General features: G+C 41.4%; 21 protein-coding genes. 6 read left to right on the top strand and 15 right to left on the bottom strand.

Going from position 1 to position 24,220, the window contains the following annotated elements; genetic code table 11:
- Nucleotides 1–127: 127 nt before the first annotated feature.
- The gene (locus tag PBF_RS07965; protein WP_035329165.1) at nucleotides 128–967 is read right to left on the bottom strand and encodes a DegV family protein; all 840 of its coding nucleotides are present in this window, start codon (nucleotides 965–967) and stop codon (nucleotides 128–130) included.
- Nucleotides 968–1,163: 196 nt separating this feature from the next.
- Between PBF_RS07965 and PBF_RS07960 the strand changes: the two genes are divergently transcribed.
- Nucleotides 1,164–1,442, top strand: coding sequence for a hypothetical protein (locus tag PBF_RS07960; protein ID WP_035329164.1), 279 nt, complete (start codon nucleotides 1,164–1,166; stop codon nucleotides 1,440–1,442).
- A gap of 69 nt (nucleotides 1,443–1,511) precedes the next feature.
- Here the strand turns inward: PBF_RS07960 and PBF_RS07955 are convergent, their stop codons facing one another.
- Nucleotides 1,512–2,198: a response regulator gene (locus PBF_RS07955; RefSeq protein WP_035329163.1), complete on the bottom strand. Its 687-nt coding sequence runs from the start codon at nucleotides 2,196–2,198 to the stop codon at nucleotides 1,512–1,514.
- Between the two features lie 51 nt (nucleotides 2,199–2,249).
- A complete protein-coding gene (locus PBF_RS07950; protein WP_035329162.1) occupies nucleotides 2,250–3,392 on the bottom strand; it encodes a sensor histidine kinase in 1,143 nt (380 codons plus the stop codon).
- A 369-nt stretch (nucleotides 3,393–3,761) separates the two neighbouring features.
- On the opposite strand from PBF_RS07950, the gene PBF_RS07945 reads away from it, so the two are divergent.
- From PBF_RS07945 to PBF_RS07925, 5 genes are all read left to right on the top strand, one after another.
- Nucleotides 3,762–4,394 (top strand): YigZ family protein, encoded by a 633-nt coding sequence (locus PBF_RS07945; protein WP_035329161.1) that lies wholly within the window; start codon nucleotides 3,762–3,764, stop codon nucleotides 4,392–4,394.
- Between the two features lie 97 nt (nucleotides 4,395–4,491).
- Nucleotides 4,492–5,520, top strand: a complete 1,029-nt coding sequence (locus PBF_RS07940; protein ID WP_035329160.1) for an LCP family protein — start codon at nucleotides 4,492–4,494, stop codon at nucleotides 5,518–5,520.
- A 158-nt stretch (nucleotides 5,521–5,678) separates the two neighbouring features.
- Entirely contained in the window at nucleotides 5,679–8,360 is a 2,682-nt protein-coding gene (locus tag PBF_RS07935; protein WP_081757240.1) for an SH3 domain-containing protein, read from the top strand.
- A 132-nt stretch (nucleotides 8,361–8,492) separates the two neighbouring features.
- Nucleotides 8,493–9,176: an SH3 domain-containing protein gene (locus tag PBF_RS07930; protein WP_035329159.1), complete on the top strand. Its 684-nt coding sequence runs from the start codon at nucleotides 8,493–8,495 to the stop codon at nucleotides 9,174–9,176.
- A 2-nt stretch (nucleotides 9,177–9,178) separates the two neighbouring features.
- Nucleotides 9,179–10,705: a SpoIID/LytB domain-containing protein gene (locus PBF_RS07925; protein ID WP_035329158.1), complete on the top strand. Its 1,527-nt coding sequence runs from the start codon at nucleotides 9,179–9,181 to the stop codon at nucleotides 10,703–10,705.
- A 23-nt stretch (nucleotides 10,706–10,728) separates the two neighbouring features.
- Here PBF_RS07925 and PBF_RS07920 read toward each other — a convergent pair whose 3' ends face one another.
- The 12 genes from PBF_RS07920 to PBF_RS07865 all read right to left on the bottom strand — a co-directional run bounded on the left by PBF_RS07920 (nucleotide 10,729) and on the right by PBF_RS07865 (nucleotide 23,991).
- Nucleotides 10,729–11,973, bottom strand: a complete 1,245-nt coding sequence (locus PBF_RS07920; RefSeq protein ID WP_035329157.1) for a glycosyltransferase family 4 protein — start codon at nucleotides 11,971–11,973, stop codon at nucleotides 10,729–10,731.
- Between the two features lie 13 nt (nucleotides 11,974–11,986).
- Nucleotides 11,987–12,850, bottom strand: coding sequence for a UTP--glucose-1-phosphate uridylyltransferase GalU (gene galU, locus PBF_RS07915; RefSeq protein WP_035329156.1), 864 nt, complete (start codon nucleotides 12,848–12,850; stop codon nucleotides 11,987–11,989).
- The gene (locus PBF_RS07910) at nucleotides 12,847–13,929 is read right to left on the bottom strand and encodes a glycosyltransferase (protein WP_035329155.1); all 1,083 of its coding nucleotides are present in this window, start codon (nucleotides 13,927–13,929) and stop codon (nucleotides 12,847–12,849) included. Before PBF_RS07910 ends, galU begins: the two co-directional genes overlap by 4 nt.
- A complete protein-coding gene (locus PBF_RS07905; RefSeq protein WP_035329154.1) occupies nucleotides 13,926–15,038 on the bottom strand; it encodes a glycosyltransferase in 1,113 nt (370 codons plus the stop codon). Before PBF_RS07905 ends, PBF_RS07910 begins: the two co-directional genes overlap by 4 nt.
- Nucleotides 15,039–15,049: 11 nt before the next feature.
- Nucleotides 15,050–16,429 (bottom strand): oligosaccharide repeat unit polymerase, encoded by a 1,380-nt coding sequence (locus PBF_RS07900; RefSeq protein WP_035329153.1) that lies wholly within the window; start codon nucleotides 16,427–16,429, stop codon nucleotides 15,050–15,052.
- A gap of 12 nt (nucleotides 16,430–16,441) precedes the next feature.
- On the bottom strand, nucleotides 16,442–17,500 hold the full coding sequence (gene wecB / locus PBF_RS07895; protein ID WP_035329152.1) for a non-hydrolyzing UDP-N-acetylglucosamine 2-epimerase: 1,059 nt from the start codon (nucleotides 17,498–17,500) through the stop codon (nucleotides 16,442–16,444).
- A 45-nt stretch (nucleotides 17,501–17,545) separates the two neighbouring features.
- Nucleotides 17,546–18,985: a lipopolysaccharide biosynthesis protein gene (locus PBF_RS07890; RefSeq protein ID WP_035329151.1), complete on the bottom strand. Its 1,440-nt coding sequence runs from the start codon at nucleotides 18,983–18,985 to the stop codon at nucleotides 17,546–17,548.
- Nucleotides 18,986–19,717, bottom strand: coding sequence for an acyltransferase (locus PBF_RS07885; RefSeq protein ID WP_035329150.1), 732 nt, complete (start codon nucleotides 19,715–19,717; stop codon nucleotides 18,986–18,988).
- 25 nt (nucleotides 19,718–19,742) lie between these two features.
- Nucleotides 19,743–21,056 (bottom strand): nucleotide sugar dehydrogenase, encoded by a 1,314-nt coding sequence (locus tag PBF_RS07880; RefSeq protein ID WP_009331997.1) that lies wholly within the window; start codon nucleotides 21,054–21,056, stop codon nucleotides 19,743–19,745.
- Nucleotides 21,057–21,069: 13 nt separating this feature from the next.
- Nucleotides 21,070–22,083, bottom strand: a complete 1,014-nt coding sequence (locus PBF_RS07875; protein WP_035329149.1) for a Gfo/Idh/MocA family protein — start codon at nucleotides 22,081–22,083, stop codon at nucleotides 21,070–21,072.
- Nucleotides 22,076–22,813 (bottom strand): hypothetical protein, encoded by a 738-nt coding sequence (locus tag PBF_RS07870; RefSeq protein WP_035329148.1) that lies wholly within the window; start codon nucleotides 22,811–22,813, stop codon nucleotides 22,076–22,078. Before PBF_RS07870 ends, PBF_RS07875 begins: the two co-directional genes overlap by 8 nt.
- Nucleotides 22,814–22,878: 65 nt before the next feature.
- Nucleotides 22,879–23,991 carry a DegT/DnrJ/EryC1/StrS family aminotransferase gene (locus PBF_RS07865; protein WP_035329147.1) on the bottom strand — a complete coding sequence of 371 codons (1,113 nt, stop codon included), beginning with the start codon at nucleotides 23,989–23,991 and terminating at the stop codon, nucleotides 22,879–22,881.
- Between the last annotated feature and the right edge of the window lie 229 nt (nucleotides 23,992–24,220).

Genomic DNA, 24,220 nt, shown 5'->3' with positions numbered 1-24,220 from the left:
CGCTATTTGCAAAATCAAACTTTCTATTTGCAGGAATCCTTAATCTATTTGCAAATCCACTACATCCACATCACCCCTCTCAAAAAATCTGCGCCATCCCAAAGAATGGCGCAGCTCCAAACAAGCATTACTTCTTCACCCAGCCAAATCCCATCGCACCTTCGCCCAAATGGGTTCCAATAACCGGGCCAAAGTAGCTGATCATAAATTCCACATTCGGATATTCCACTTCAAGTTCAGCCTTCCACTCGCGTGCTTCTGCTTCGCGATTGGCATGGATAATAACCGCCTGATACGGCTCACCGTTTTTCACATCTTCCCAGAAAAGGTCAACCATCCGCTTCATCGCTTTCTTCCGTGTGCGGATCTTTTCAAACGGAACAATTTTTTTATCTTCAAAATGAAGCAGCGGCTTGACCTGGAGCAGACTTCCGATCAAGGCCTGCGCACTCGACAGACGTCCCCCGCGCTGAAGATGCGAAAGGTCGTCCACCATGAAATAAGCGCGAATGCTTTTTTTCATTTCCTCAAGCCGTTCCACGATTTCCTGTGGACTCTTACCAGCAGCAGCCAGTTCAGCCGCCTCAATCACATAAAAACCCTGCACCATACAGCTGAGCTCGGAGTCGAACGGGAACACCTGTATATCTTCCACCATGCTCCCGGCAGTAACTGCCCCCTGGAAAGTGCCGCTAATGCCGCTTGATAAATGGATGGAGATCACCGCATCATACTCTTTCGATAATTTTTCAAACAGCTCGGCAAACTCACCAACCGGCGGCTGTGAAGTAGTTGGGAGCTCTTTGTGCTTCACTTCTTCATAGAAGTCTTCAGCCGTGATTTCCACTTCTTCCTGGTAGGTCTCACCGCCGAAGATCACGCTCAGCGGAATCATATGTATATTTAACTTTTCTCTTAATTCCTTAGGAATGTATGCTGTACTATCCGTTACAACAGCCGTTTTCATAAATAGAGGTACCATCCTTATCTTTTTTCTCTACTGTATGTTCCATTTTATATGATAGCGGGTAAAAATGCATTAAATTTATAGGGTGCTCCATTGTGCCCAAGTTGGAAAACTGGTATATTTTCACATTCAAATAAAGATAGTGTATATGGTAAAATTCCTTTTGTGTCTTTATTTCGTAAAGGAGCTGTAACAATTGAAAAATAACACTTCTTTTACAGGCAAAGCCCACTCCGGTAAATATACTCTCGATACACTTCATCACATGTTGAATAGTGAATTAAGCAAATACAAAAACATTAAAGTTCCAAACATTAATCACTCCCTAAGCGGGACGGAACTTGCCTCCTGGCTGATAGACAGCGCATCCCCGCAAGAGCTTGAAGAGCTGGTCATAATGGTCAATCAGGCTAAGAAGAGGTCTTCTGATACGAAGACGATCTTCCAAATCGCAGCAGCTGCCCTGATAAAGTAAAAAGCACGCAATGGCATGAAACCATCTGCGTGCTTTTTCGACAAAATTCGGGTGGTGCCTGTCACAATACTATCGCACTTCCACCCAGCCATTTTTAATCGCTACTACTACGGCTTGTGTACGGTCATTAACATTCATCTTCTGAAGGATGTTGCTGACGTGGTTTTTAACTGTTTTTTCACTGATGTAAAGAGCCTCTCCGATGCCGCGGTTGCTTTTTCCGTCAGCAAGCAGCTGAAGGACTTCACATTCGCGGCGCGTCAGCAGGTGAAGCGGACGGCGGATTTCGATCTGTGATGAGTAGCCGCTGCTGCTTCCTGCTCCAACAGCGGATAAGCGCCGGTATTCGTTGACAAGATTATGTGTGACCTTCGGATGCAGATAAGATCCTCCATCTGCCACAACTTTTACTGCTTCAACTAGGGCATCTGCATCCATTTCTTTCAGCAGGTAGCCGCTCGCACCTGTTTTCAGCGCATGTGTAACGTAATTTTCATCATCATGGATAGAAAGGATGATGACCTTTGAATCAGGATGCTTTTCAATTAATTGGCGAGTTGCTTCCACACCATTCACATTCGGCATGTTAATGTCCATGATGACAACATCAGGATTATACTCTTCCACCAATGTGATAGCTTCTGCCCCGTCGTCACCTTCTGCTACTACATCAAATGATCTTTCAAAATCTAAGATGCGTTTTACCCCTTCTCTGAACAATTGATGGTCATCAATTATGACAATCTTTGTAGTCAATTGCTTCGCCTCCCAAATTCTCCGGTTAAATGGTTTCTCTATTTATAATTTCTACAAGTTCAAAGGTACCTGGATAATGACAACCGTGCCTTTTCCTGGTTTGGAATCGATGGAAAGCTGTCCCTCAAGAAGCTCGACTCTCTCTCTCATTCCAATTATCCCAAAGGACTCCGTCTTTCTTTCCCGGATATCAAATCCTCTGCCATTATCTTTAATGATAACAGCTACCCTTGTCTTATTAATCTCCAATTTGACAATAATCTCGGTGGCCTGTGAATGCTTCAGTGCATTTGTAACAGATTCCTGAATCAGCCTGAAAAGTGCGACCTCATATTGAGAAGGAAGCCTTTTTTCTTCTCCAAGATTGGAAAACCTGATTTTAGTGGGACTATGATATTCTTCGATGGTCTGCAGGTATTTTTTGAGGGTAGGCACCAGCCCCAAATCATCAAGTGCCATTGGACGCAGGTCGTAAATGATCCTCCTCACCTCATATAAGGCACTTCTGACCATTTTTTTGAGGCTCTTAATTTCTGTAATTGCCTCAGCTCCGCCCCGTTCTTTATAGATCCTTTCAATTAAATCGGATCTCATCATAACGTTAGCCATCATTTGTGCAGGACCATCATGGATTTCCCTGGATAATCTTTTTCGCTCTTCCTCTTGAGCTTCAATTATCTTCAAACCGAATTCCTGCTTAACCTTTGCATCTTCTATTATTTCACCCATTTGCTTCAGGTCACTTGTGAGATAACTCATGACAACGGAAATTTGTGAAACAAGAGCTTCTGCTCTTTCAATTGTTTCACCGACACCCAGCAGCCTTCTTTCAATATCATCCCTGCGATCCCGCAGCTGTTTTTCCAGCTGCCTGTTCATGGTTAAGTCCATCTGCAGCTGATGCGCCTTCTCATAAGCATCCCGAACCTCAAATTCGGTGTAGTTCTTGAAATGCATGCTGACTTCAGACAGCCGTTTACGGGCAAACTTAGTTTGAATCTCAAGCTGATCGCCTGCATCAATGGTTTTAATCACTAAGTGCTTAACATCCCTAAGCTCTTCAGTAAGGGTTTCATAATCTTTTCTGCATTGTTCGCCAATTCTGAAGATCTCATCCTTGCTCGTCCCAACAGTGTCTATTATCTTTTGCAATATAAGATCAAGGGTTTTTGAATCAAACTTCTTAATATTCATATGAACCTCCAAAAGGAAGCAAGTCCTCTCGCATCTATTATATCTGCCATATATTGTAGCTTGTAATAGGGAAGGTTACTATATCCGCATTATGAAAACTATGCCAAAAAGGCAAAAAATCGATAAAAAGACTCAATCTTGTTTTTCTCACCCGTGTCTTATATCCTATATATATTGATGGTAAACCTTTTTGCTGAAATTTATACAGCAGTTATTTCATAATAGAATTCCCAATGAGAATATTTCCTATTATACCATCTCTAAAAGTTACCTATATTAAAGTTTCATTACAATCACTTGAAATCTAAATTTATCGATTATTGTCGTTTTATAATGAAACTTGTATTTCAATTGAAAGGAGCTGCAGAAATGCTGCCCCGTTATTTAACAGTCAAAAGCACAGGTGAACATGAAATCGTTATTCAAAAATCAAGGTTCATTGCTCATATAGCACGAACAGAAACTGAAACTGAAGCCCAAAATTTTATTCAGGATATCAAAAAGAAGCATTGGAACGCCACACATAATTGCTCAGCCTATTTAATTGGCGAAAATGATCAGATCCAAAAAGCAAATGATGATGGAGAGCCCAGCGGTACAGCAGGAGTTCCGATACTTGAAGTTTTGAAAAAAAAACAGCTCAAAGATACAGCTGTTGTCATAACCAGATACTTCGGCGGAATAAAATTAGGTGCAGGCGGCCTGATACGGGCATATGGGAAAGCAACCTCCGATGGCATTGATGCGGTTGGGGTCGTTGAAAGAAAACTGATGCGCATCATGCATGCAAAAGCAGATTATACCTGGCTCGGAAAGCTTGAGAACGAACTGCGGTCTTCCATATATACTCTCAAGGAAATCCAATATTTAGACCGTGTCGAACTACTGACATATGTCGAAGAAGGCCAAACAGAAAGTTTTTCTGAATGGATCACTGAACTAACCAATGGACAGGCTGAAATTTCGCAGGGGGAACAGCTATATTTAGAAGAGGAAAAATAATTTTTAACATTTATTTACGAAGGGATTTTAATTCGGTAAAATAAACTATTGCAAGAAACGTAAATCCTTTCCAAACCATTTATAAAGTAGGGATAAAATGTCTGTTTCGAGATCGAGAAAACGAAAGATTAGAAGAAAACGCTTTTGGCGTGTCATAATACTTGCCCTCTTTCTGACGATTATTGGCGGAGGGACATTCCTGGCATATGATCTAATATATAGTGCCAATAAAGCAACAAGTGAAATATATCAGGAATTGGACAGTGATAAAATTGCAAATCACCGGTCCGAAGAAGTGGAAATCTCAAAGGACCCTTTTAACATCCTGTTAGTTGGGATTGAAGATCAGGAAGGCGGAGAGAGATCTGATGTCCTGATGCTCGTCACCGTAAATCCTCAAACGGAAGAAGTAAAAATGCTGAGCATTCCGAGGGATACACGGACATACGTGCCTGAAGTCGGATATAATACAAAGATTACCCATTCATACAGCAATGGGGGCATAGAGTCAACAATTACCACAGTAAATGAGCTTCTCGATGTTCCAATTGATTACTATATTACAACCAACTTTGATGGTTTTGAGGATATTGTCGATACGTTAGGCGGAATTGATGTCGATGTTCCATTCACCTTCAAAGCACAGCTGACCGACAGCTTAAAATGGAAGACTTACTACGAAGGAAATATGGAGCTTAACGGGAATGAAGCTTTGGCATATGTAAGAATGAGAAAGAAAGACCCTAAAGGCGATATGGGAAGAAATGAACGGCAGCAGCAAGTCATTAAAGCAATCGTAAATAAAGGGACTTCTTTCAGCACGATTACAAAAATCGACGACATTATGGAGGATTTAGGAGCAAATGTGAAAACAAACATCCCTCCTTCTAAATTCGCAAGTTTCGTCAAACTTTATTCAAAAATCAAAAATACAAACATCGAGAATTTAACATTAAAAGGATATGATGAATATATCGATAATGTATATTATTATATTCCTGATGAAGATTCTATTTCTGAACTAAGCTATGAACTTAATGATACCTTAGGCAACAGTACAGATAGTTTTACAGCTGAGGAGGAATCCTGGCAAACTGATGCCGATCAGCAGGAAGATGAATATTGATAAATGGCTGAAGAGTACACGCAATGTGTACTCTTCTTTTTTTACCATTATTTTCTACGGGTATTTAGAACTATCTTTTCTGAATACGGGTTGGAAGAATTGACAATTTTCGCTAGAATAGGTAAAGAACCCAAAAATATGTCGATGGAGGGAAAAAAATGAAAAAATTTCTGGCATCTTCGGTTCTTGCTACTGCTGCTTTGTTCCCTGTCCTCGTGAATGCGGAAGAGTTAAATCTTCCTGCCAATATGCTTGTAGGTCAAAAGGTTGAGATCAGGTCAGGTGCCACCACATCTTATCCGCTGGTTACATCCCTGTCAACCGGTAAAACAGTCACCGTTATTGATGAATTTACCAATTCATCCGGAGAACTTTGGTACCGGGTAGATCTGGGCACGAATAAAGGATGGGGATTAGCATCCAGTTTTAAAGAGCAGACCACTGGTAATTCCGGGATACAGATCGGAAAGCAGGCTGCCATAACCGGAGATAATGTCAACGTCCGCAAAGGAGCAACTACTTCCTATGAAGCTATTGCAAAACTATCAAAAGGAACTTCAGTTAAAGTGATTGATAGTTTTAAAAATAGCAGCGGTGAACTTTGGTACCGGATTGAATCAGGTACTATAAAAGGATGGATTATAGAAGACTATCTGAAAGCAGATGCAGAAGTCAAACCTCCTGCGCCTGCAACAGAAACCAAAACGGTTCAGATTGACAAAGCTCCTGTCCGCAAAGGAGCAACCGACTCTTATAGCATTGTTACATATGTAAATAAGAATCAAGCTGTGACGATTATTGATACATTTAAAAATGCTAAGGGCGAAGTATGGTATCGCGCCGACTTAGGGTCTGTTCAGGGATGGATTAAGGAGACTGCTTTTCAGGCTGTCACACTTCCGCCTGCTCCTGAGACAGGAACAAAAACGGTCATGATTGATAAAGCCCCTGTCCGTAAAGGTGCTACTGATTCTTATAGAATCGTTGCCTATGCGGAAAAGAATCAGAAAGTAAATATCATAGATTCCTTCAAGAATGCCAGTGGAGAATTATGGTATCGGGCTGACTTAGGAGCTGTTCAGGGATGGATTAAGGAAACTGCTTTTCAGGCAGGATCTTTGCCGCCCGCACCGGAAACACCGGATCTTCCTGCGATTGGAAGCTACGTCTATAGCCAGGTAAATTCTTTGGATGTCCGAAGGGGAGCCACTTCTTCTTATCAATCCGTCGGGAAATTGTCACTGAATCAAAAGGTAAAAGTACTCGACCACTTTGTTCCATCGAGCGGTGAAGCATGGCTGCGGGTACAAGTAAACGCAAGCCTTGCCGGCTGGATTCCTGCTGATAGTGCCAGTGCCAATCAGACTATTAACACAAAACTATATGTAAGTGTTGATGTCGCCAACATGCGCAGCGGCCCTTCCTTAAGCCACTCAGTTATCGACCAGGCTTCAAAAGGCGCTGAGCTGACTGCCTCCGAAACCGCTAAGGATTCAACAGGAGATTTATGGTATAAAGTCAAAACATCTTCTGGCAATATCGCTTGGGTACATGAAACGGTTGTCTCAAAACAGCCTTCTGTATCCATTGGCACAACCATGCTGGTCGGCACCATGAATGCTGCTTTATACGCTGGAGCTTCATATGATTATAAAATCAGTGAAAGACTTTCATATAACAGCAAAGTATCAGTTCTTGGCGAATTCACTAACTCTCTTGGACAGCGCTGGATCCGCATAAAAAGTGCATCCGGGAAAACGGGATGGACTCCGGAATATGAGCTTGTTACATCACAGAATGTTTTTAAGTATGTTTTTGCTAAAAAAGGTGCGGTCATCCGCAAAGGAGCAGGAACGAACTATGGAGTCAGCGCGTATCTTGCCGAAAGCGAGTCATTGAAAATTCTTCGCAAACTGAATGGCTGGCTGAATGTTGAAAATGCGAAAGGAACGCGGGGATGGGTTTTAGAAACACAAACAACGACTGTATCTGCTAAGAGACTAAGCTCTCCTGCCTATTCCACAGTCAATGGAGAGAACTATTTAACATGGATTAAACCCAGCAACTTTGCAGTCTCTTATACTACATTGTCTGCAAACCGCTTAAAGATAACAGGTGCTATGACCGATGTGGAACTGCCAAAAGGCAGCATCAAAGGAATTAAATCCATTGAAACCTTTGCATCCGGCTCACAAAAATCTGTTGTTCTTACGTTTGAGCCAGGCTATTCATTCACTTTAAGAGATTACTCAAATAAGGTCTCAGTGAAGATTGTTCCATTTGGATTATTAGGAAAGAAAATTGTGGTGGATGCAGGACATGGCGGACATGATGCAGGAGCTGTAGGACCTACAGGATTAAGAGAGAAAGATGTTAATCTCGGTACAGCACTCTTACTTAAATCAGAGCTTGAAAAATACGGGGCTACTGTCATTCTTACAAGAAGCACGGATGTTTTCCTTGAACTTGCAGAAAGAACCGCAATTGCGAACAACTCTACTGCAGACGCATTTATCAGCATCCATGGGGATTCCTTCTCCTCAACATCAAAAGGAACAACAACCTATTACAATTCAACGGTTAACTTTAATGGTCCCAGAAGTGAAACAATGGGAACTGCGATTCAGAAAAATATGATCTCTTCTATGAATACTTATAACAGAGGAGTAAAAGAACAGAACTTCTATGTAAATAGAATGAATCAGCTTCCAAGTGTTCTGGTTGAACTTGCATTTATTTCAAATCCAAAAGAGGAAGCTCTTCTCAAAACGACAGCTTTCCGTCAAAAAGCTGCTGTTGGCATTACTAAAGGATTAGAGGAATATTTTAACAATTTTTAAATAAATAGATTCTATTTCCTTTATTTTTACAATCTGTTAATCTACTTATGACCAAAATTGGGTATATATTTTACTATGTACCCAATTTATTTTTGCATTAAACCTTTATATAAAATTTCAGGGGGAAAATCAATGAGCCGTACGAAGAAATTGATCGCTGCAGGAGCCTTAACTCTTGGGATAGGAGCAGGAGCAGCATTATTCACTCCTCATGCAATCAATGCATCCAGTAACGTGGTTTTGGCAAGTGTAGAATGGGTTACATCACAGCTGAATCCGATGAAAAGCAAGATTACAGAACTAGAATCAAAGATAGCTTCCCAGCAGCAGGAGATTAATAGTCTGAAAAGTCAAATTGGCAATCCAACCACCCCGCCTGCAGAAGGACAGCTTCCTTCTGTTGTCTATGTGACCAAAAGCTCAGTAAATATCCATTCCGGAGCTTCAACTGATTATAAAGTCGTTGCGACTAAAGCGATTGGATCAAACTTGAAAGTAATTGATTCTTTTAAAGCTTCAACTGGACTTTGGTACCGGGTGGAATTGTCGGCTGCTTTAAAGGGCTGGGTGTTCTCAGGCAATGTATCGATAGATAAACCATCAACTGCAGCACCTACTCAGGTTATTACAACCGGCGATGTTCACTTGCGTAAAGGTGCCACTACTTCGTATGGCGTCATTCAAACACTGCCAAAAGGAACGGTCTTAAAATATATTTCTACTTTTGTAAACTCTAAGGGAGAAACCTGGTATAATGTCCAAACTTCTGCTGGAGTAAAAGGCTGGGTATTCGGCGGTCTTAGTGAGGTGAGATAGTTTTGAAAAAGATCATCTCACTCTTCAGCTTCCTTTTATTGCTCATATCCCTGCCTGCTTTCACGCAGGCAGCCGAACCTAAGCAGTATAGCAATGAAGTAAACGTGTCTGTGTATTTAAAATCAAGTTTAACTATTACGTTAAATGGAACTTATCAGCTGGTTAATAAAGACAGCGGCGCCAAAACGGTTGTACTGCAAAACACTGTCCTAACCGTAAGCAAGGACAGCTCCGGTGTCTCTGTCAGCTATACTGGCTTCAGCCAGAAATCTGCCAAAGGATTTGATTTACAAGAAATAACCGGTACCTCCAAGCTGGCAGTCTTTACAGCGGATACTCCATTAAGAAGGGGTGCAACTTCTTCATACGAAATCATTAAGACATTTAAAGCTGGAGAAAGCGCCAATTACCTTGACTCTTTTACAAATGCACAAGGACAAGTATGGTATAAAGTATCTTCTGGAAGTTTATCAGGATGGGTTTTATCGACAACAGCGAGACTTTCTGAAGTAAGCTCGCTATCCACAGCCAAGGTGAGCAATGGCACAACATACCGGGGCAGCTTCTTTCTGAAGCCAAATGGATCGCAAGTTGAGGTCATCAACTTTCTGGATATGGAAGATTACTTAAAAGGTGTTGTTCCAAACGAGATGCCTGCTTCCTGGCCGAAAGAAGCTTTAAAGGCTCAAGCGATTGCTGCAAGAAGCTATGCTGCCAACACGATGATGCTTACAAGCACAGCTGCAAGCCAGGTTTACAAAGGCTATTCAGGTGAAGATCCAAGAGCCAATGCAGCTATTCAGGAGACAGCCGGGTTAGTGGCCAAGTATAACGGGAAGCCTATCCAGACCTTTTTCTTTTCCACCAGCGGCGGCAGAACAGCCAATGTAGGAGATGTATGGAATTCCAATCAGGCTTATTATCCTTATCTCGTGTCGGTTGATGATCCATATGAGTCCTCCCCATACTCCAGCTGGAGTGAAACATTTACTTCTGCGCAGCTGCTGAAAAACTTTGGTATTTCAGATACATCTGCCGTCATTTATGATTTGACTCTATCGAAAACGGGAGCAAATGGAGAGGTTCGCGGGGTTACCCTTAAAACATCTGCCGGCGATAAAACTGTAACGGGTAATGAATCTGTCATCAGAAAGCTTTTCCCGCTTCCTAATTCAAGCGTTTATAACCAGCTTTATTCAAACTGGTTTGATGCGGTGCTCAATGGTTCCGCATCCGGATTAAGCGTCCAAACAGCAAGCGGCACGGCAAACATCAGCGATATGAAGGGCCAGACTGTACAGACAGCAACCGGCCAAGTAACACTCTCTGACTCAAAAGTTTCCATTCAAACTGCAAGCGGCGTCGTGACCAATGAAGGTTCAGGCATCACTTCTGTTACATTAAACGGAAAAGGCTGGGGACACCGAATTGGCATGAGCCAATATGGAGCAAAGGGATTTGCCGAAAAAGGCTGGAAAGCCGAACAGATTATTACCCACTATTTCAAAGGAACAACAGTTTCAAAATAGAACAAGCAAAAGAGCCAATTCACCTAGGAATTGGCTCTATTTTCGTTATTCTGCTCTCCCAAATGGAAAAGGATATCGTCAACGATGCTTTTCCAGGAGTATTGATCAATGGCAAGCTTCCTGCCATTTTCTCTCATGGTCTGATAATCCGCATCACTTACACTCATTAATTCTGAAATTGCGGCAGCAATGCCTTCCGGGTTTTCAGGCGGTGCAATCTTTCCGCAATGATACTCTTCCAGAATGGCTGCACTCTCTCCGTCTCCACAATAAAGAACAGGCACTCCAGAAGAAATGGCAGGAAATATTTTAGAAGGTCTCGCACCTTTGAAAAGTTCGATATTTCTTAAAGAAACAATGCTGTAATCCGCAGCGGCGAACATATCCGGCATCGCTGAGACAGGCACAGAACCATAGAAGGTTACATTATCAAGCTGCAGTTCTTCTTTTAAGCTCAGCAGCTTTTCCCGCTCCTGGCCATCGCCGACAAACAGAAAATGGGCATCCGGCTGCTTGTCCTTTAAAAGAGCAGCGGCTCTCAGTACAGAATCAAGACCCTGGGCATAACCAAGATTTCCGGCATACATAAAAACTTTTTTGCCCTCGATGCCTACTTCTCTCAACAGTTCAGTGTTTTTCGGCTGGGGAGCAAATGTATCTGTGTTGACCCCGTTAGGAAGAAGAAACACATCTTCCGCTTTCTTTCCTTTGCGGACCATGTAGTCTTTAATCCCTTCCGTGGCAGTTGCAATTTTCCATGACTTCTTATAAAGAAACATCTCAAGGCGTTCAGCCAGGCGGATAAAGGATTCATTCTTCAGAATACCAAGCTCTACAGCTGATTCCGGCCAAATATCTGCAACATTGAATACAAAATTTGCCCTTTTCATTTTCGCTCCTAAATACCCTGTAATGCCAAGGAATAGCGGAGGTGAATTACAGATGATCACATCTGTAGGCTTTGATTTAAGAATCGAGTAAAAAGCGCTGAACGTAAAAGAAAAATAGGAAGCAAGCCTTTTCCAGAAACTTCCCTTTGGAGATGGATAAATCCATGAACGGTGCACAGGAATTCCATCCCAGTTTTCAAACATATAGAAGCGTCCCTTATACTCCTCTGGAATGATGCCATGAGGATGATGCGGGAAAGCTGTGATGACTTCCACCTGATGCCCTCTGCTGATAAGCTCTTTACTTACTTCGTAAACACGAATCTGAGGAGCTCCAGTTTCAGGGGGAAAATGCTGACACAAGTAAATCACTCTCATTTTCCCATCTCCATTACTTAACATTTAGTTCCTTTAAATAAGCTGACAGCTTATCTTTAAGGTCAGGACGCTTTAATGCAAAATCGATTGATGCCTGCAGGAATCCGAATTTGTCTCCGACATCATAGCGGTTTCCCTGAATAATGTATGAGTAGATGGATTCCTTATCAAGCAGACTATCTATTGCATCTGTAAGCTGAATTTCACCCTTTTTATCCGGCTGGACATCCTCAAGCATATCAAAAATAGCTGGTGTAAGGATGTATCTGCCTACGATTGCCTGTGTTGATGGAGCTTCTTCAACTGCAGGCTTCTCAACCAGGCTCTGAACTTTAAAAAGGTCGCCAGTGTTTTCGGAATAATTTACAATCCCGTACTTATATACCTCAGAGCGCGGTACTTCATTACATCCCAGGATGCTGGACTGTACCTTTGTGTATTGATCAATCATTTGTTTAAGAGCTGGAACTTCACTGTCGACGATGTCATCGCCTAACAGAACAGCAAAGGGCTCATTACCGATGAATTTCTTTGCACAAAGAACGGCATGCCCAAGGCCAAGCGGCTCTTTCTGCCTTACATAATGGATATCAACGAGGTTTGAAATGTTCTCCACAACTTCAAGCATTTCATGTTTGCCCGTTCTCTCCAAAAGCATTTCCAGTTCAACAGATTTATCAAAATGATCTTCAATCGCTCTTTTGCTTCTGCCAGTTACAATAATGATATCTTCAATTCCCGACTCAACTGCTTCTTCAATGATATATTGAATGGTTGGCTTATCGACGATAGGCAGCATTTCCTTAGGCTGTGCCTTAGTAGCAGGCAAAAATCTGGTTCCAAGCCCGGCTGCCGGTATTACTGCTTTTTTAATCATGATTTCATCCCCTTGTTCAAGGTTTGCTCATATAAATCGAGCATGCCATTTGCGTTATCCGTCCAGTTGTAATTAGCCTTTACATGTTCGATTCCCGCGTGTCCCATTTCTATGCTTTTTTCTTTGTTGTCCGCTAAGTGCAGCATCGCTTTTGCAAGCTCTTCCGGGTTCTCTTTCGGCACAACAAAACCGGTTTTCCCTTCAAGCACCACTTCAGGAAGTCCGCCGACATTTGACACAACTGCCGGCACGCCGCAGGCCATTGATTCAACTGCAGCGACACCGAAACTCTCGCTGTCTTCAGTAGAAGGAACACCAAATACATCCATTTTATTAATGTATTCCGGGACTTTATCATTTGGCACCCGTCCGGTAAACCTGGTCACATGCTCGATTCCCAGGTCTTTTGTCAGCTGCTCATACTCAGCCCGCTGCGGCCCGTCCCCGACGATGAGAAGCTCAGAATTGCTCTTTTCCTTATAGATCCTGGCAAAGGCTTTAATTAAATCACCAATGCCATATTTATCTGAAAGTGCCTTAACAGTCCCAAACGTAACTTTTCCCTCAGTCTTAAATTCAGGCATTGGCCTGAACTTGTTCATATCAACGCCAAATGGTGTAACAAAAACCTTTTTATTTGTATACTTGTTTGTTTCTTTAGCCATGATATGACTTGTTGAACAAATGACATCAGCTTTTGAAAGAGTGTATTCAACAATTTTCCGGTTCGCGCCGCCCTGCTGGGGAAATTGAAAAATATCTCTTCCCCAAACGGACACATAAAAAGGCTTGTAATTGGCTAATGCACCAACAAATCCATAGCTTGATACATAATGTGCATGCAGAATGTCAGGCTGAAAGCTCTTAAGAACCTTTTTCAAGGCGAAAACACTCGAAATATACGATAATTTCCCGGGCAATAGCTTAGGAAGGGTGATCGTGTCGATTTCCCTGGCATTTTCTGCTGAAAAGTGGTCAGAGAATGTAACAACCTTAACATCAATGCCCTTATTTTTATAAAATAAAGCCCATTTATGGGTGTGTATCGATCTGCTTGGAGCAAGTATTAGTACTTTCATAGTTCCTCCTTTAACAAGGCACTCTTTACCTTCTTGACTCTTGCAAGCCAGGAATGCTTATCGGCAAAAGTCTGCTTGATGTTGTGGCGGTATATTTGCGTATTACCCGCCATTTCTTCAATTGCTTTAGCCATATCATCTGCATGGTCCGCACAAATTACCCCATAGCCATCCGTTTCAATGATATCTCTTTGTGCCTCACAATAAGTGGCAATGACAGGCAGCTCATTGGATAGATACTCCACAAGCTTTACAGGCACAGAGAAATCATTATATGTGCTTCTATATCGCGGGATGAAGGCAAAATCCATTTCACGGTATAATTCGTTTAATGCCTCACCGCTCAGATGCTTAACCGTCACGTTCAGCTGCTCAAGACGGCTTCTTCTGTCAGAAGGAAGGCTGGCAAACTCCTCTTCACGGCAGACAACAGTCAAATCACAGATTCTTTGGTCTTTGTTAGCAAGCTCTAAAGCATCCAGCAGCAAAAACAAGCCATAATCTTCGTTGTTAATCCCGCCAACATAAATCCCCTGCGCTGCCCCGATGTCTTTTTCTTTTTTGATGATATTCTTTGCCTTGCCACCAGGCGGAAGAGCCACTTTCTTCTTTTTAATGTCTACATACTCGCCCATTGCATCGCTTGGAAGGAAAATAACATCGCAATACTTCTCGTAAAACCTTTCTTCCATCCGATAAATTGTTTTCATAATCGTCTTCTTTGGACCTTTTAAAGGATAAAGCTCATCAAATTTCCAATAAACATCCCGATAAAATACACCGACAGGCACATTTTTCTGTTTTAAAAATTTCATGACCTTCAGGTCGATAAATGGTTTTTTGGGAACATGTCCTTTATCTGTAAGCCAAAAAGGAATCGTCTGGTTCTCCATATAGCAGAACCAAATATCTTCAAGCTTCCCTTCACTTTTCCAGGTGTTAAAAAGCTCCTCCCTTGCGGCTGAAGAACCTGACAGCAGTAGAATTTCTGCATCATTTTCCTTTCCCCAGTTCAAGAAAGCCTGGTGGATTTCTTTTGGCCTGAGTTTGGATCCGCTATTCGCATTTTCAGCTATTTCAAAAGGATAATACAGCAATACTTTTTTCATGGATTTTCTCCTTAAACTTCATTTCCTGACTTTTTCTTCTGCCAAAAAGCAGTCAAGTAAATGCGAAGCCTGATAAATATTAAGATTCCCACAAACAAACCTGTCATCAGCATCCAGATTGGATTGAATAAAAAGTCTGCAAACCCTCCAACCAGGGTTCTTGGAATATTAATGGTAAAGTAAATAAATAAACACAAAAATACCGGATTTTTAGGGAGTCTGATCAATACGATATACAAGATCTGCACTAATGCAGCTATATAAATCGTGCTGACAATGACGCCCAGGTACCCAAAGTTTGCATATGCTTCAGCAATAAAAAGAGTGTTCAGCACCCCCGCTGTACCTGCTTCTACCTTTTCCGGGAAAACCGTTTCCATTACAACCCTGGCGGAACGGACCTGATCCATATCAAATAAATCTGTAATGATCGGCAGACTTTTCCCATTTAAAAACGGCAGTAAATGACCATATAAATCAAAATGCAGGAAAGTCGGTGCAATTTGAGCAAAAATCAATCTGCCAACAGGACCGGAATTATAGGACAAATAAGAACCAATATCCGTCACACCCTGAATCACGATATACATGGAAATAAGAGCAGCAGCACCCAGCATCCCCCATAAAACGAGGCGTCTTACAGTAAATCGGATCACACCGATATATAGGCTCAGCAGCAGGAACATAATCAAATAGAAAAACACTGGTGATTTAGCCAAATCGTAAATATTAATTAAAATAGCACCTGCAAACAGAGACAGATACAGCAGCTTCCATTTCACCTGTCCGGTCCTGACAGCATAGACATAAGCAATCAGGGACAGCAGCGGGGTCAATGCAATCGCGAAAATGTTACGGATCAAAACATTACCGCCAAATTCCCTTTGAGCCATGATCCTTAATTCTCCAGGAGAATATTCACTGTTCCCTAAAGCCACTTCCAGAATAGGAATAACAGGCGCTTTCCAAAGCGTATAAAGAATGGACAACATGGAAATACCTGACAGCATGAGGAATATAAGATAAAATTCATTCTTTTCCTTAAAAGGCAATGAAATATCCTTAGCAAGATACGAATTAAATTCCTCTTTAGCATCAAAATTGCTTAGCTTTGAGATTAACAACATGACCAATGGGAACAAAAACATCACCAGACAAATAAGATAAAACCCTATTTGCCTGCTTTCCTCAAAATACAGCCGGTTAATCATATAGTAATCATCCACTCCCATTCCAATCAGCAAAGTGCCGATAAAGCTGGAAATGAGAAATGAATAATAAAATATGATTGAAATCATATTTGGCTTTAAAAGGGAGAGGCTTCCGCCAGCCTGTTTAAAAAGGTAAATGGAAGCCGTTAAAACAATACACCAAATTAAAAGATAGAGCATAGCTTAGCCGCCTTATCTGTTATCTATTAGAGATACAATTTTCTCCGCTGCTTTTCCATCTCCGAAAACTTCATTATAAGATGGATTTACCTCTTTGTTTACAGCATCCAATAGCTGCTTTACATCTGTACCAACCAGGATGTTTGCATCTTCTTCAAGCGTTTCAACCCACTCCGTCTGTTCCCGTACTGTTACGCAAGGGACTTTCATGAAATACGCTTCTTTTTGAACACCGCCGGAATCCGTAATGATTTTCTTCGCATTTGCTTCTAATGTCAGCATGTCCAAATAGCCGACTGGATCAATTACTTTCAGATTAGGAACATCGCTTAAGCTTAGGCCGTACCCTTCCAGTTTATGCTTGGTACGCGGATGAATTGGCCATACTTTTACATCCTCGATTTTTGAGAATGCTTCCAGGATATTTTTCATATTCCCGATATCATCCGTATTTTCAGCTCTGTGGATCGTGATTAGATGGTAGCCTTTTTCAGTTAAATCATTGCTGCTAAGAATGGATGATTTCTCAGCTGCCAGCCCTTTATTGTACAGAACTGCATCATACATAACATCTCCAATATTGAAGACATTGTGTGTAATGTTTTCGTTTTTCAGATTCTCCACTGCCGTATCAGTTGGGCAGAACAGGAACTCTGAAACATGGTCGGTCATAATCCGATTAATTTCTTCAGGCATTTTCTTATTGAAGCTCCTTAAGCCAGCTTCAATATGTATAACCGGAATATGCAGTTTGGAAGCAACTAAGGACCCTGCCAATGTGGAATTCGTATCCCCATACACCAATAGGTAATCAGGTTTTTCTTCCAGGACAATTTCCTCTATTTTCGCAAGCATCTCGCCAGTCTGCTTGCCATGATTACCGGATCCGACATTCAAATGATAGTCAGGCTTTGGAATGTTCAATTCTTCAAAAAAGATATCAGACATATTTGCATCATAATGCTGTCCTGTATGAACAATTAACTCCTGATGATTTTCACGCAAAACCCGTGAAAGAGGAGCGGCTTTGATAAATTGAGGCCTGGCACCTAATACTGTTAGAATTTTCATTATTCATCCTCCTGTGGAGTGCTCTTCTATTTAGCATTTCCAATTCTATTCATTCAATGATTTTTCATTTTGAAATGATTTTCTTCTGAAATCTTTATCAACCCGGCTGATTCCAATGATTAGAAGCATATAAAGCCAGGCTAAAGCAATATATAAGTAGTTGAGCTCATGTTCCTGAACATAAATAATACTGATAACAGCAGCAGTCATATTTACAAATAAAAATGCCATTTTCCCAAATGACACCGGTACATAATATGCTTGCTGGCTTTTTCTGAATATGAATACAATGGCAGTCATATAGGCAATCAGGTAAGCCGCTACGGCACCCCAAATTGAGAACACCGGAATAAGTGTAATGTTTAAGATTGTATTGATTACAGCTACAATGCCAAACGTTATGGAGATAACCCCAGTTTTCTTTGTGAAAAATAAACCGGCAGAAATAATCAGGTAATAAAAATTCAGAAACGTGGCTGCTGATATTAATGCAACGTATTGGTACGCATTGTAATAGTCTTTGCCAAGAATACCAATAATGAAAGGCATGACCGTTGCAATGGCCATGATTCCAAAAATCCCCATCAGCAGAAGTCCCATATAAATTTTTGAAAAGAGCAAGGGACTATTTTCTTTATCTTTGATGGACATGGAATAAGGACGCCAAGCCATTTGTACTCCGCTTGTCAGCAAAGTGATGACAGTAGCAAGCTTAGTGGCAGCTCCATAAATCCCTACTTCTTCTGTGGAATGAAAAGCCTGCAGAAAGAAAACACTCGCATTGGCAATCACCCAAAAAGCAAGGGAAGCCGGAACAAGCGGCGCTGCATACTTAACCAATTCCTTCAGTGATGGAAAGGAAATCTTGGGTTTTAAATATTTAATGCTGGATGAAAGCAGAAGCAAGAAGATAATTGCACTGCTCACTATTCTTCCAAGCAGGATTCCCTCTGGTGTCTGAACAAAATATTTTAGGAACAAATATGATAAAATCGCAACCAGCAGCATTTTTCCTACTGTGAAAACCACGACTTTTTTGGTTTTAAAGTCAAAGCGGAGCACCATCAGCACTACAACTAGAATGGTATCCAGAAAAAGTACCCCAATACTGATATACAAGAGCCGTACATACCCTGAATCACCAAAAAGCAGCTCAGAAATATAAGGGCCAGCTGCAAGTACAATGAGTCCCAGCAAAGCTACAATAAAAATCCTGAAATACATGACGTTACGGACATGCTCCAGCTTTTTGCCTTCATCCTTTGTTTCAAAATAGTAGAAAGACAATGCGGAATCAGTGCCGAAAATGATTAAAAACGTCAGCATGGCTGTCCATTTATCAATAATGTCAAGCACTCCATATTCCGCAGGAGGCAGATAGTTTGTATAAATAGGCAGCATGATAAATGCTATTAACTTGGTTCCGACATTCATAAATGCGTAAAGGAGCGAATCCGCTCCTAAACGCTTAAATTGGGCGAGCACCTATAACAGCTCCCGCTCGTCAACATCCTTGACGTACTTAGCGGGTACACCCTTTACTAATGTTTTCGCCCCGGTATTTTTTGTAACAAGAGCACCAGCAGCTACAAATGTTTCTTCTTCAATCGTAATGCCCGGCAGGATAATGGAAGCACCGCCAACGCGGGCACCTTTTTTAACGATTGCACCCTTGATTTTGTCAAAGCGCTCTTCCGTTCTGCCCATGAAGTTATCATTTGTAGTTGTCACACATGGCGCAATGAATACTTGCTCTTCCAAAGTCGTATAAGCAGTAATATAAGAATTGGACTGAATCTTTGTGCGGTCGCCAATAGTCACGTAGTTTTCTACTGTAACACCGCGTCCGACAATGACATAGTTTCCGATTTCCACGTTTTCTCTGACACTCGCAAGATCAGCAACCAAAGTGGAAGAGCCGATTTTAGCACCGCGATAGATGACACAGTTCGCACCAATCGTTACATCCTCTCCCACTTCAAGCGCAGGAATAGAGTCAGATAATTTTACAGTGCTCGTCTTGGCCGGTTTCGGCGGTTTCCCCACGACAGCACCATCCGCAATGGTTGTATTGTCGCCAATAACAGTGCCTTCATGAATGGTAACGCGATTTCCAATGACAACGTTTTTGCCAAGTTTTACGTCTTTTTCTATAACGGAATAGTACCCAACTTTTACAGATGAATCGGTTTGTACTGTAGGATCAATAAAATTCATAAGAATCTCCCTTTACCTTTAGAAATTATAGTTTAACGTACTTGTTTGGCTTTTCAACATCTTTCATTGCATTACGTGTATCAAAAATGACTTTGCTTTCTTCAGCAATCATCTTATAGTCAAAGTCTGAGTGGTCTGTTGTAACAAGAACAAGATCAGAATCATTAAGCAGCTGCTTTGAAAGCTCAACTGTTTCCACTTTTGCACCGCATGATTTGAATGAAGCTACATAAGGGTCAACCACCGTATAGTCAGCTCCATGCTGTTCTAAAAGTTCAACAATCTTAAGAACTGGAGATTCACGCACATCATCAATGTCCTTTTTGTATGCCACGCCAAGAATGGTTACTTTAGCTCCGCGAAGTGCTTTGCCGTCTTCATTCAGGATTTGCATAGCACGGTTGATTACGTACTCAGGCATACTGTTATTGATTTCTCCGGAAAGCTCAATCAATCTTGTGTGATAATTGTACTCACGCGCTTTCCATGTTAAGTAGAATGGATCGATTGGGATACAGTGTCCGCCAAGGCCAGGTCCAGGATAGAAGGCCATGAAACCATATGGCTTTGTTTTGGCAGCATCAATTACTTCCCATACATCAATGCCCATTTTTTCACAAAGGATCGCCATTTCGTTGGCAAGAGCAATATTGATATGTCTGAATGTATTTTCAAAAATCTTTTCCATTTCCGCAATAGCCGGAGAAGAAACTTCGAACACATCTCCTTCAAGTACATTGCGATAAAGTGCAGAAGCTACTTTTGTACAATTTTCAGTAATACCGCCAACTACTTTAGGCGTATTTTTGGTTTTGAATTCCTTGTTGCCCGGGTCAACACGTTCTGGAGAGTAAGCAATGAATACTGATTCTCCTACTGTAAGGCCTTTGCTCTCAAGAGCAGGCTTTACAATTTCCTCTGTTGTTCCAGGGTATGTTGTTGATTCTAATACAACCAGCATTCCTTCATGCGCATACTTGGCAATTTCGTTTGAAGAGCTTTCAACATATGAAGTATCCGGCTGCTGATAAATATCAAGCGGAGTTGGCACACAAATCGCCACTGCATCAACATCCTGAATTCTGGCGTAGTCTGTTGTTGCTTCCAATCTGCCGTCTTTAATCATATCGGCAAGATCCTGATCCACAACATCTCCAATATAGTTAATCCCCATATTAACTTGTTCTACACGGGCAGCCTGTACATCAAAGCCAATTACTTTATATCCCGCTTTTGCTTTTTCTACAGCAAGAGGAAGGCCAACATAGCCCAATCCTACTACACCAATAACTGCTTCTTTATTTTCGATTTTATTTATTAATGTCTGATATGCACTCATCTTGCATTCTCCTTTACTTTATAACGACTTTTTTCCCAGTTTCTGCTGATTCTAAAATTGACAGTATCAATTTTACAGGAGCTAAACCGTCTTCTCCAGTTACAATTGGGTTACGGTTTTCTTTCAATGCAAGTACCATGTCTTCAATAATGCATTGATGGCCTGGCTTGCCGAATGGATCTGCTTTGATTTCTTCTTTAATTTTCTCTGCTTCTTCCTCCGCTACACCCTCGATATCCCATGTTTCAATGTAGTTTGCATTTCTGCCTGAGATTTTAACCGAAGCGGTCTCGCCGAAAATAGCAAGAGATTCTTCAAGATTTTTCGGGTAAATGGTAGTCGCTGCTTCAATCACGCCAAGCGCACCACTCTTAAATTGAACAACTGCTGCCGCAACGTCCTCAGTTTCAATTTTACGCAGGCGTGTCGCTGCCATCGCCTGAACAGACTCTACAGGACCCATCAGCCATAGCATAAGATCAAGGTCATGAATAGCCTGGTTCATAAGAACGCCGCCATCAAATTCTTTCGTGCCTCTCCATGCTGCCTGATCATAATATGCCTGATTGCGATTCCAGCGTACAGTTGCATTCGCATGGCTCAGCTTTCCGAATGAACCTTTATCCATTTCAGCCTTCAGCTTTTGGATGGCCGGACGGAAACGGTTAGGATGGACAACGGCAAGCTTTACGCCATTTTCATTTGCATATTGAATCATATCTTCAGCATCCTGAAGCTTTAATGACATCGGTTTTTCAACAATAATATGCCTTTTATGATCTGCAACAATCTTCGTTAGTGCCGCATGAAGACCGGAAGGAACACAGATATTCACCACATGGATATCAGGGTTTTCTTCAAGCATTGTATTTAGATCGGTATATTTTTTTACATTAGGCTTGTCAATCTCAAGTCTTGCCGGGTTGTTATCACAGATTGCATACAGATTTGCATTTTCCGCCTTCTCAATTGCCTCGATATGCTTGTTTGCGATATGTCCCATACCTACAATAGCAAAATTAATCATTGTAGTATCTCCTGCCTTCACTTAGATATTTCATTAATGCCAATAATAGGACGGTTAGTACAAGTCCCAGGACTAGGCCGATGGCTGCGCCTTCTTTGAAGTAGCTTTTGCTTTGGATTACAGTTTCAGTTAAAACTCTCGGCTTCTCCTTCTTGTAAAAAAGCAAATCACTACTCATCCGGTTGAGAGTGGCGGCCGCATCAGTAAGCTCTTTCTCTGTTTCAATTAATAAAGCTGTTACATCTTCATATTGGTCATGATCTAAGCCTTTCTCAAGTTCCTGTTTATAACTTTCAATTGCTTTTTCAAGAACTAAAACTCGTTCATTTAGTGATTGGACATAAACATCTGACGTTTGAAATCTTTCATCGAAATGTTCTACCAGCATTCCCCTGTATGTCTCGGTAATTTTTCCGAGCCTGTTCTCAATATCCTTTTTATTTTCTCCTTTTAAGACGAATTTCACCTGCTTAGAAGTTACAACTATCTCTAGATTTTTTTCATCCTCAAATGTTGCTTCAATATTATTTTGACGGGTCAAATCCGGAGAAGTTATGGCACCTGTATATACCAGCGCCTGCCCCGTATACGGCATATCCTTCTTCAAAAAATAAACCGCACCGCCAACAAGCAGCATCGTAATAATTGGAACAATTAAAAAGTAATGCTTTCGTTTCCAGAAGTACATCAGATATTCATAAAGTACAAATCGTTTCTTTTCTTCTCTCATTCCAACACCAGCCCTTTGTAAGCATGTAAAGAAACGCCCCCAGTCCGGCGGCGTTTCCTGGATTTTTATTTACCGTAAAATTCTGCAATTTTCTCTACGACATACTCCTGCTGCTCTCTTTTCAGCTCAGGGAACATTGGCAGAGAAAGGGCTTCTTTAGCCGCTTTTTCAGTTATAGGAAGATCTCCTTCTTTGTAGCCCAGTTCCTGGAATACAGGCTGAACATGTAGTGGAAGCGGGTAGTAAATCATTGTTGAAACCCCTTGCTCCTGAAGGTATTTCTGAAGCTCATCACGATTTTCCACTCTTAGTGTGTACTGGTGGAATACATGGTAATTCCCTTCTTTTTCAACAGGTGTTACAACATGGTCACCCACTTTTTCCTTCAGAAGGCTAGTGTATGTGTCCGCATTCTTTCTGCGCATTTCGCTCCATGTATCCAAATGAGGGAATTTCACGTTTAATACAGCAGCCTGAAGCTCATCCAGGCGGCTGTTATAGCCCAATACATGGTGATAATATTTCGGCTTGCTTCCATGCACACGGATGACACGGCACTTTTCTGCTACGTCATCATTATCCGTAACAATCATGCCTCCATCTCCATATGCTCCAAGGTTCTTCGTTGGGAAGAAGCTGTAAGTTGCAGCTGTGCCAAGCTCCCCTACACTTTTTCCATTATGTTTTGCGCCAATTGCCTGTGCAGCATCTTCAACAATCGCAAGGTTATGCTTTTCAGCAATTTTCGCAAGACTTTCCATATCAGCCATTTGGCCGTATAAATGTACAGGAATGATCGCTTTCGTTTTTTCTGTAATCGCCGCCTCGATTTTGGACGGATCAATATTAAATGTTACTGGATCAATATCCACATATACAGGCGTAGCACCTGCACGGGCGATAGCTCCGCCGGTAGCAAAGAATGTAAATGCAGTTGTGATTACTTCATCTCCAGGGCCAACTCCTAAAGCCTGAAGTGCAATATGTATGGCGTCGCTTCCGTTACCGCAGCCAATGCCATGATTAACATTACTATATTTCGCAACATCTGCTTCTAATTTTTTCACATTGTCCCCAAGGATAAATCTTGAAGAACTCATAACCTCGTCAAGAACTTCCAATACTTCAGATTTTAATCCCTGGTACTGTTCACTGAGGTCAAGCATAGGTACTTTCATTAAGAATACCTCCAAAAATAAATAAAATTAAAATTCACAAGTTAGTTTACCACAACTTCTAATAATATAATGATCAAAATATGACAAAAAAAGTATAAGATATTCCCTTTTTCGACATAAATTCCACATAAAGAAGAACAGTGATTTTTCACCTTTTAAAATTCTTGCATATTTTTTTGAAAAAGGGAAATAATAAGCCATAAAATTTCTTAAAAAAACCGTTTGCACC

It is taken from the genome of Cytobacillus firmus DS1 (assembly GCF_000565285.1).
Lineage (GTDB): Bacteria > Bacillota > Bacilli > Bacillales > Cytobacillaceae > Cytobacillus > Cytobacillus firmus_A.
This window is presented reverse-complemented; position numbering and strand designations above follow the sequence as displayed.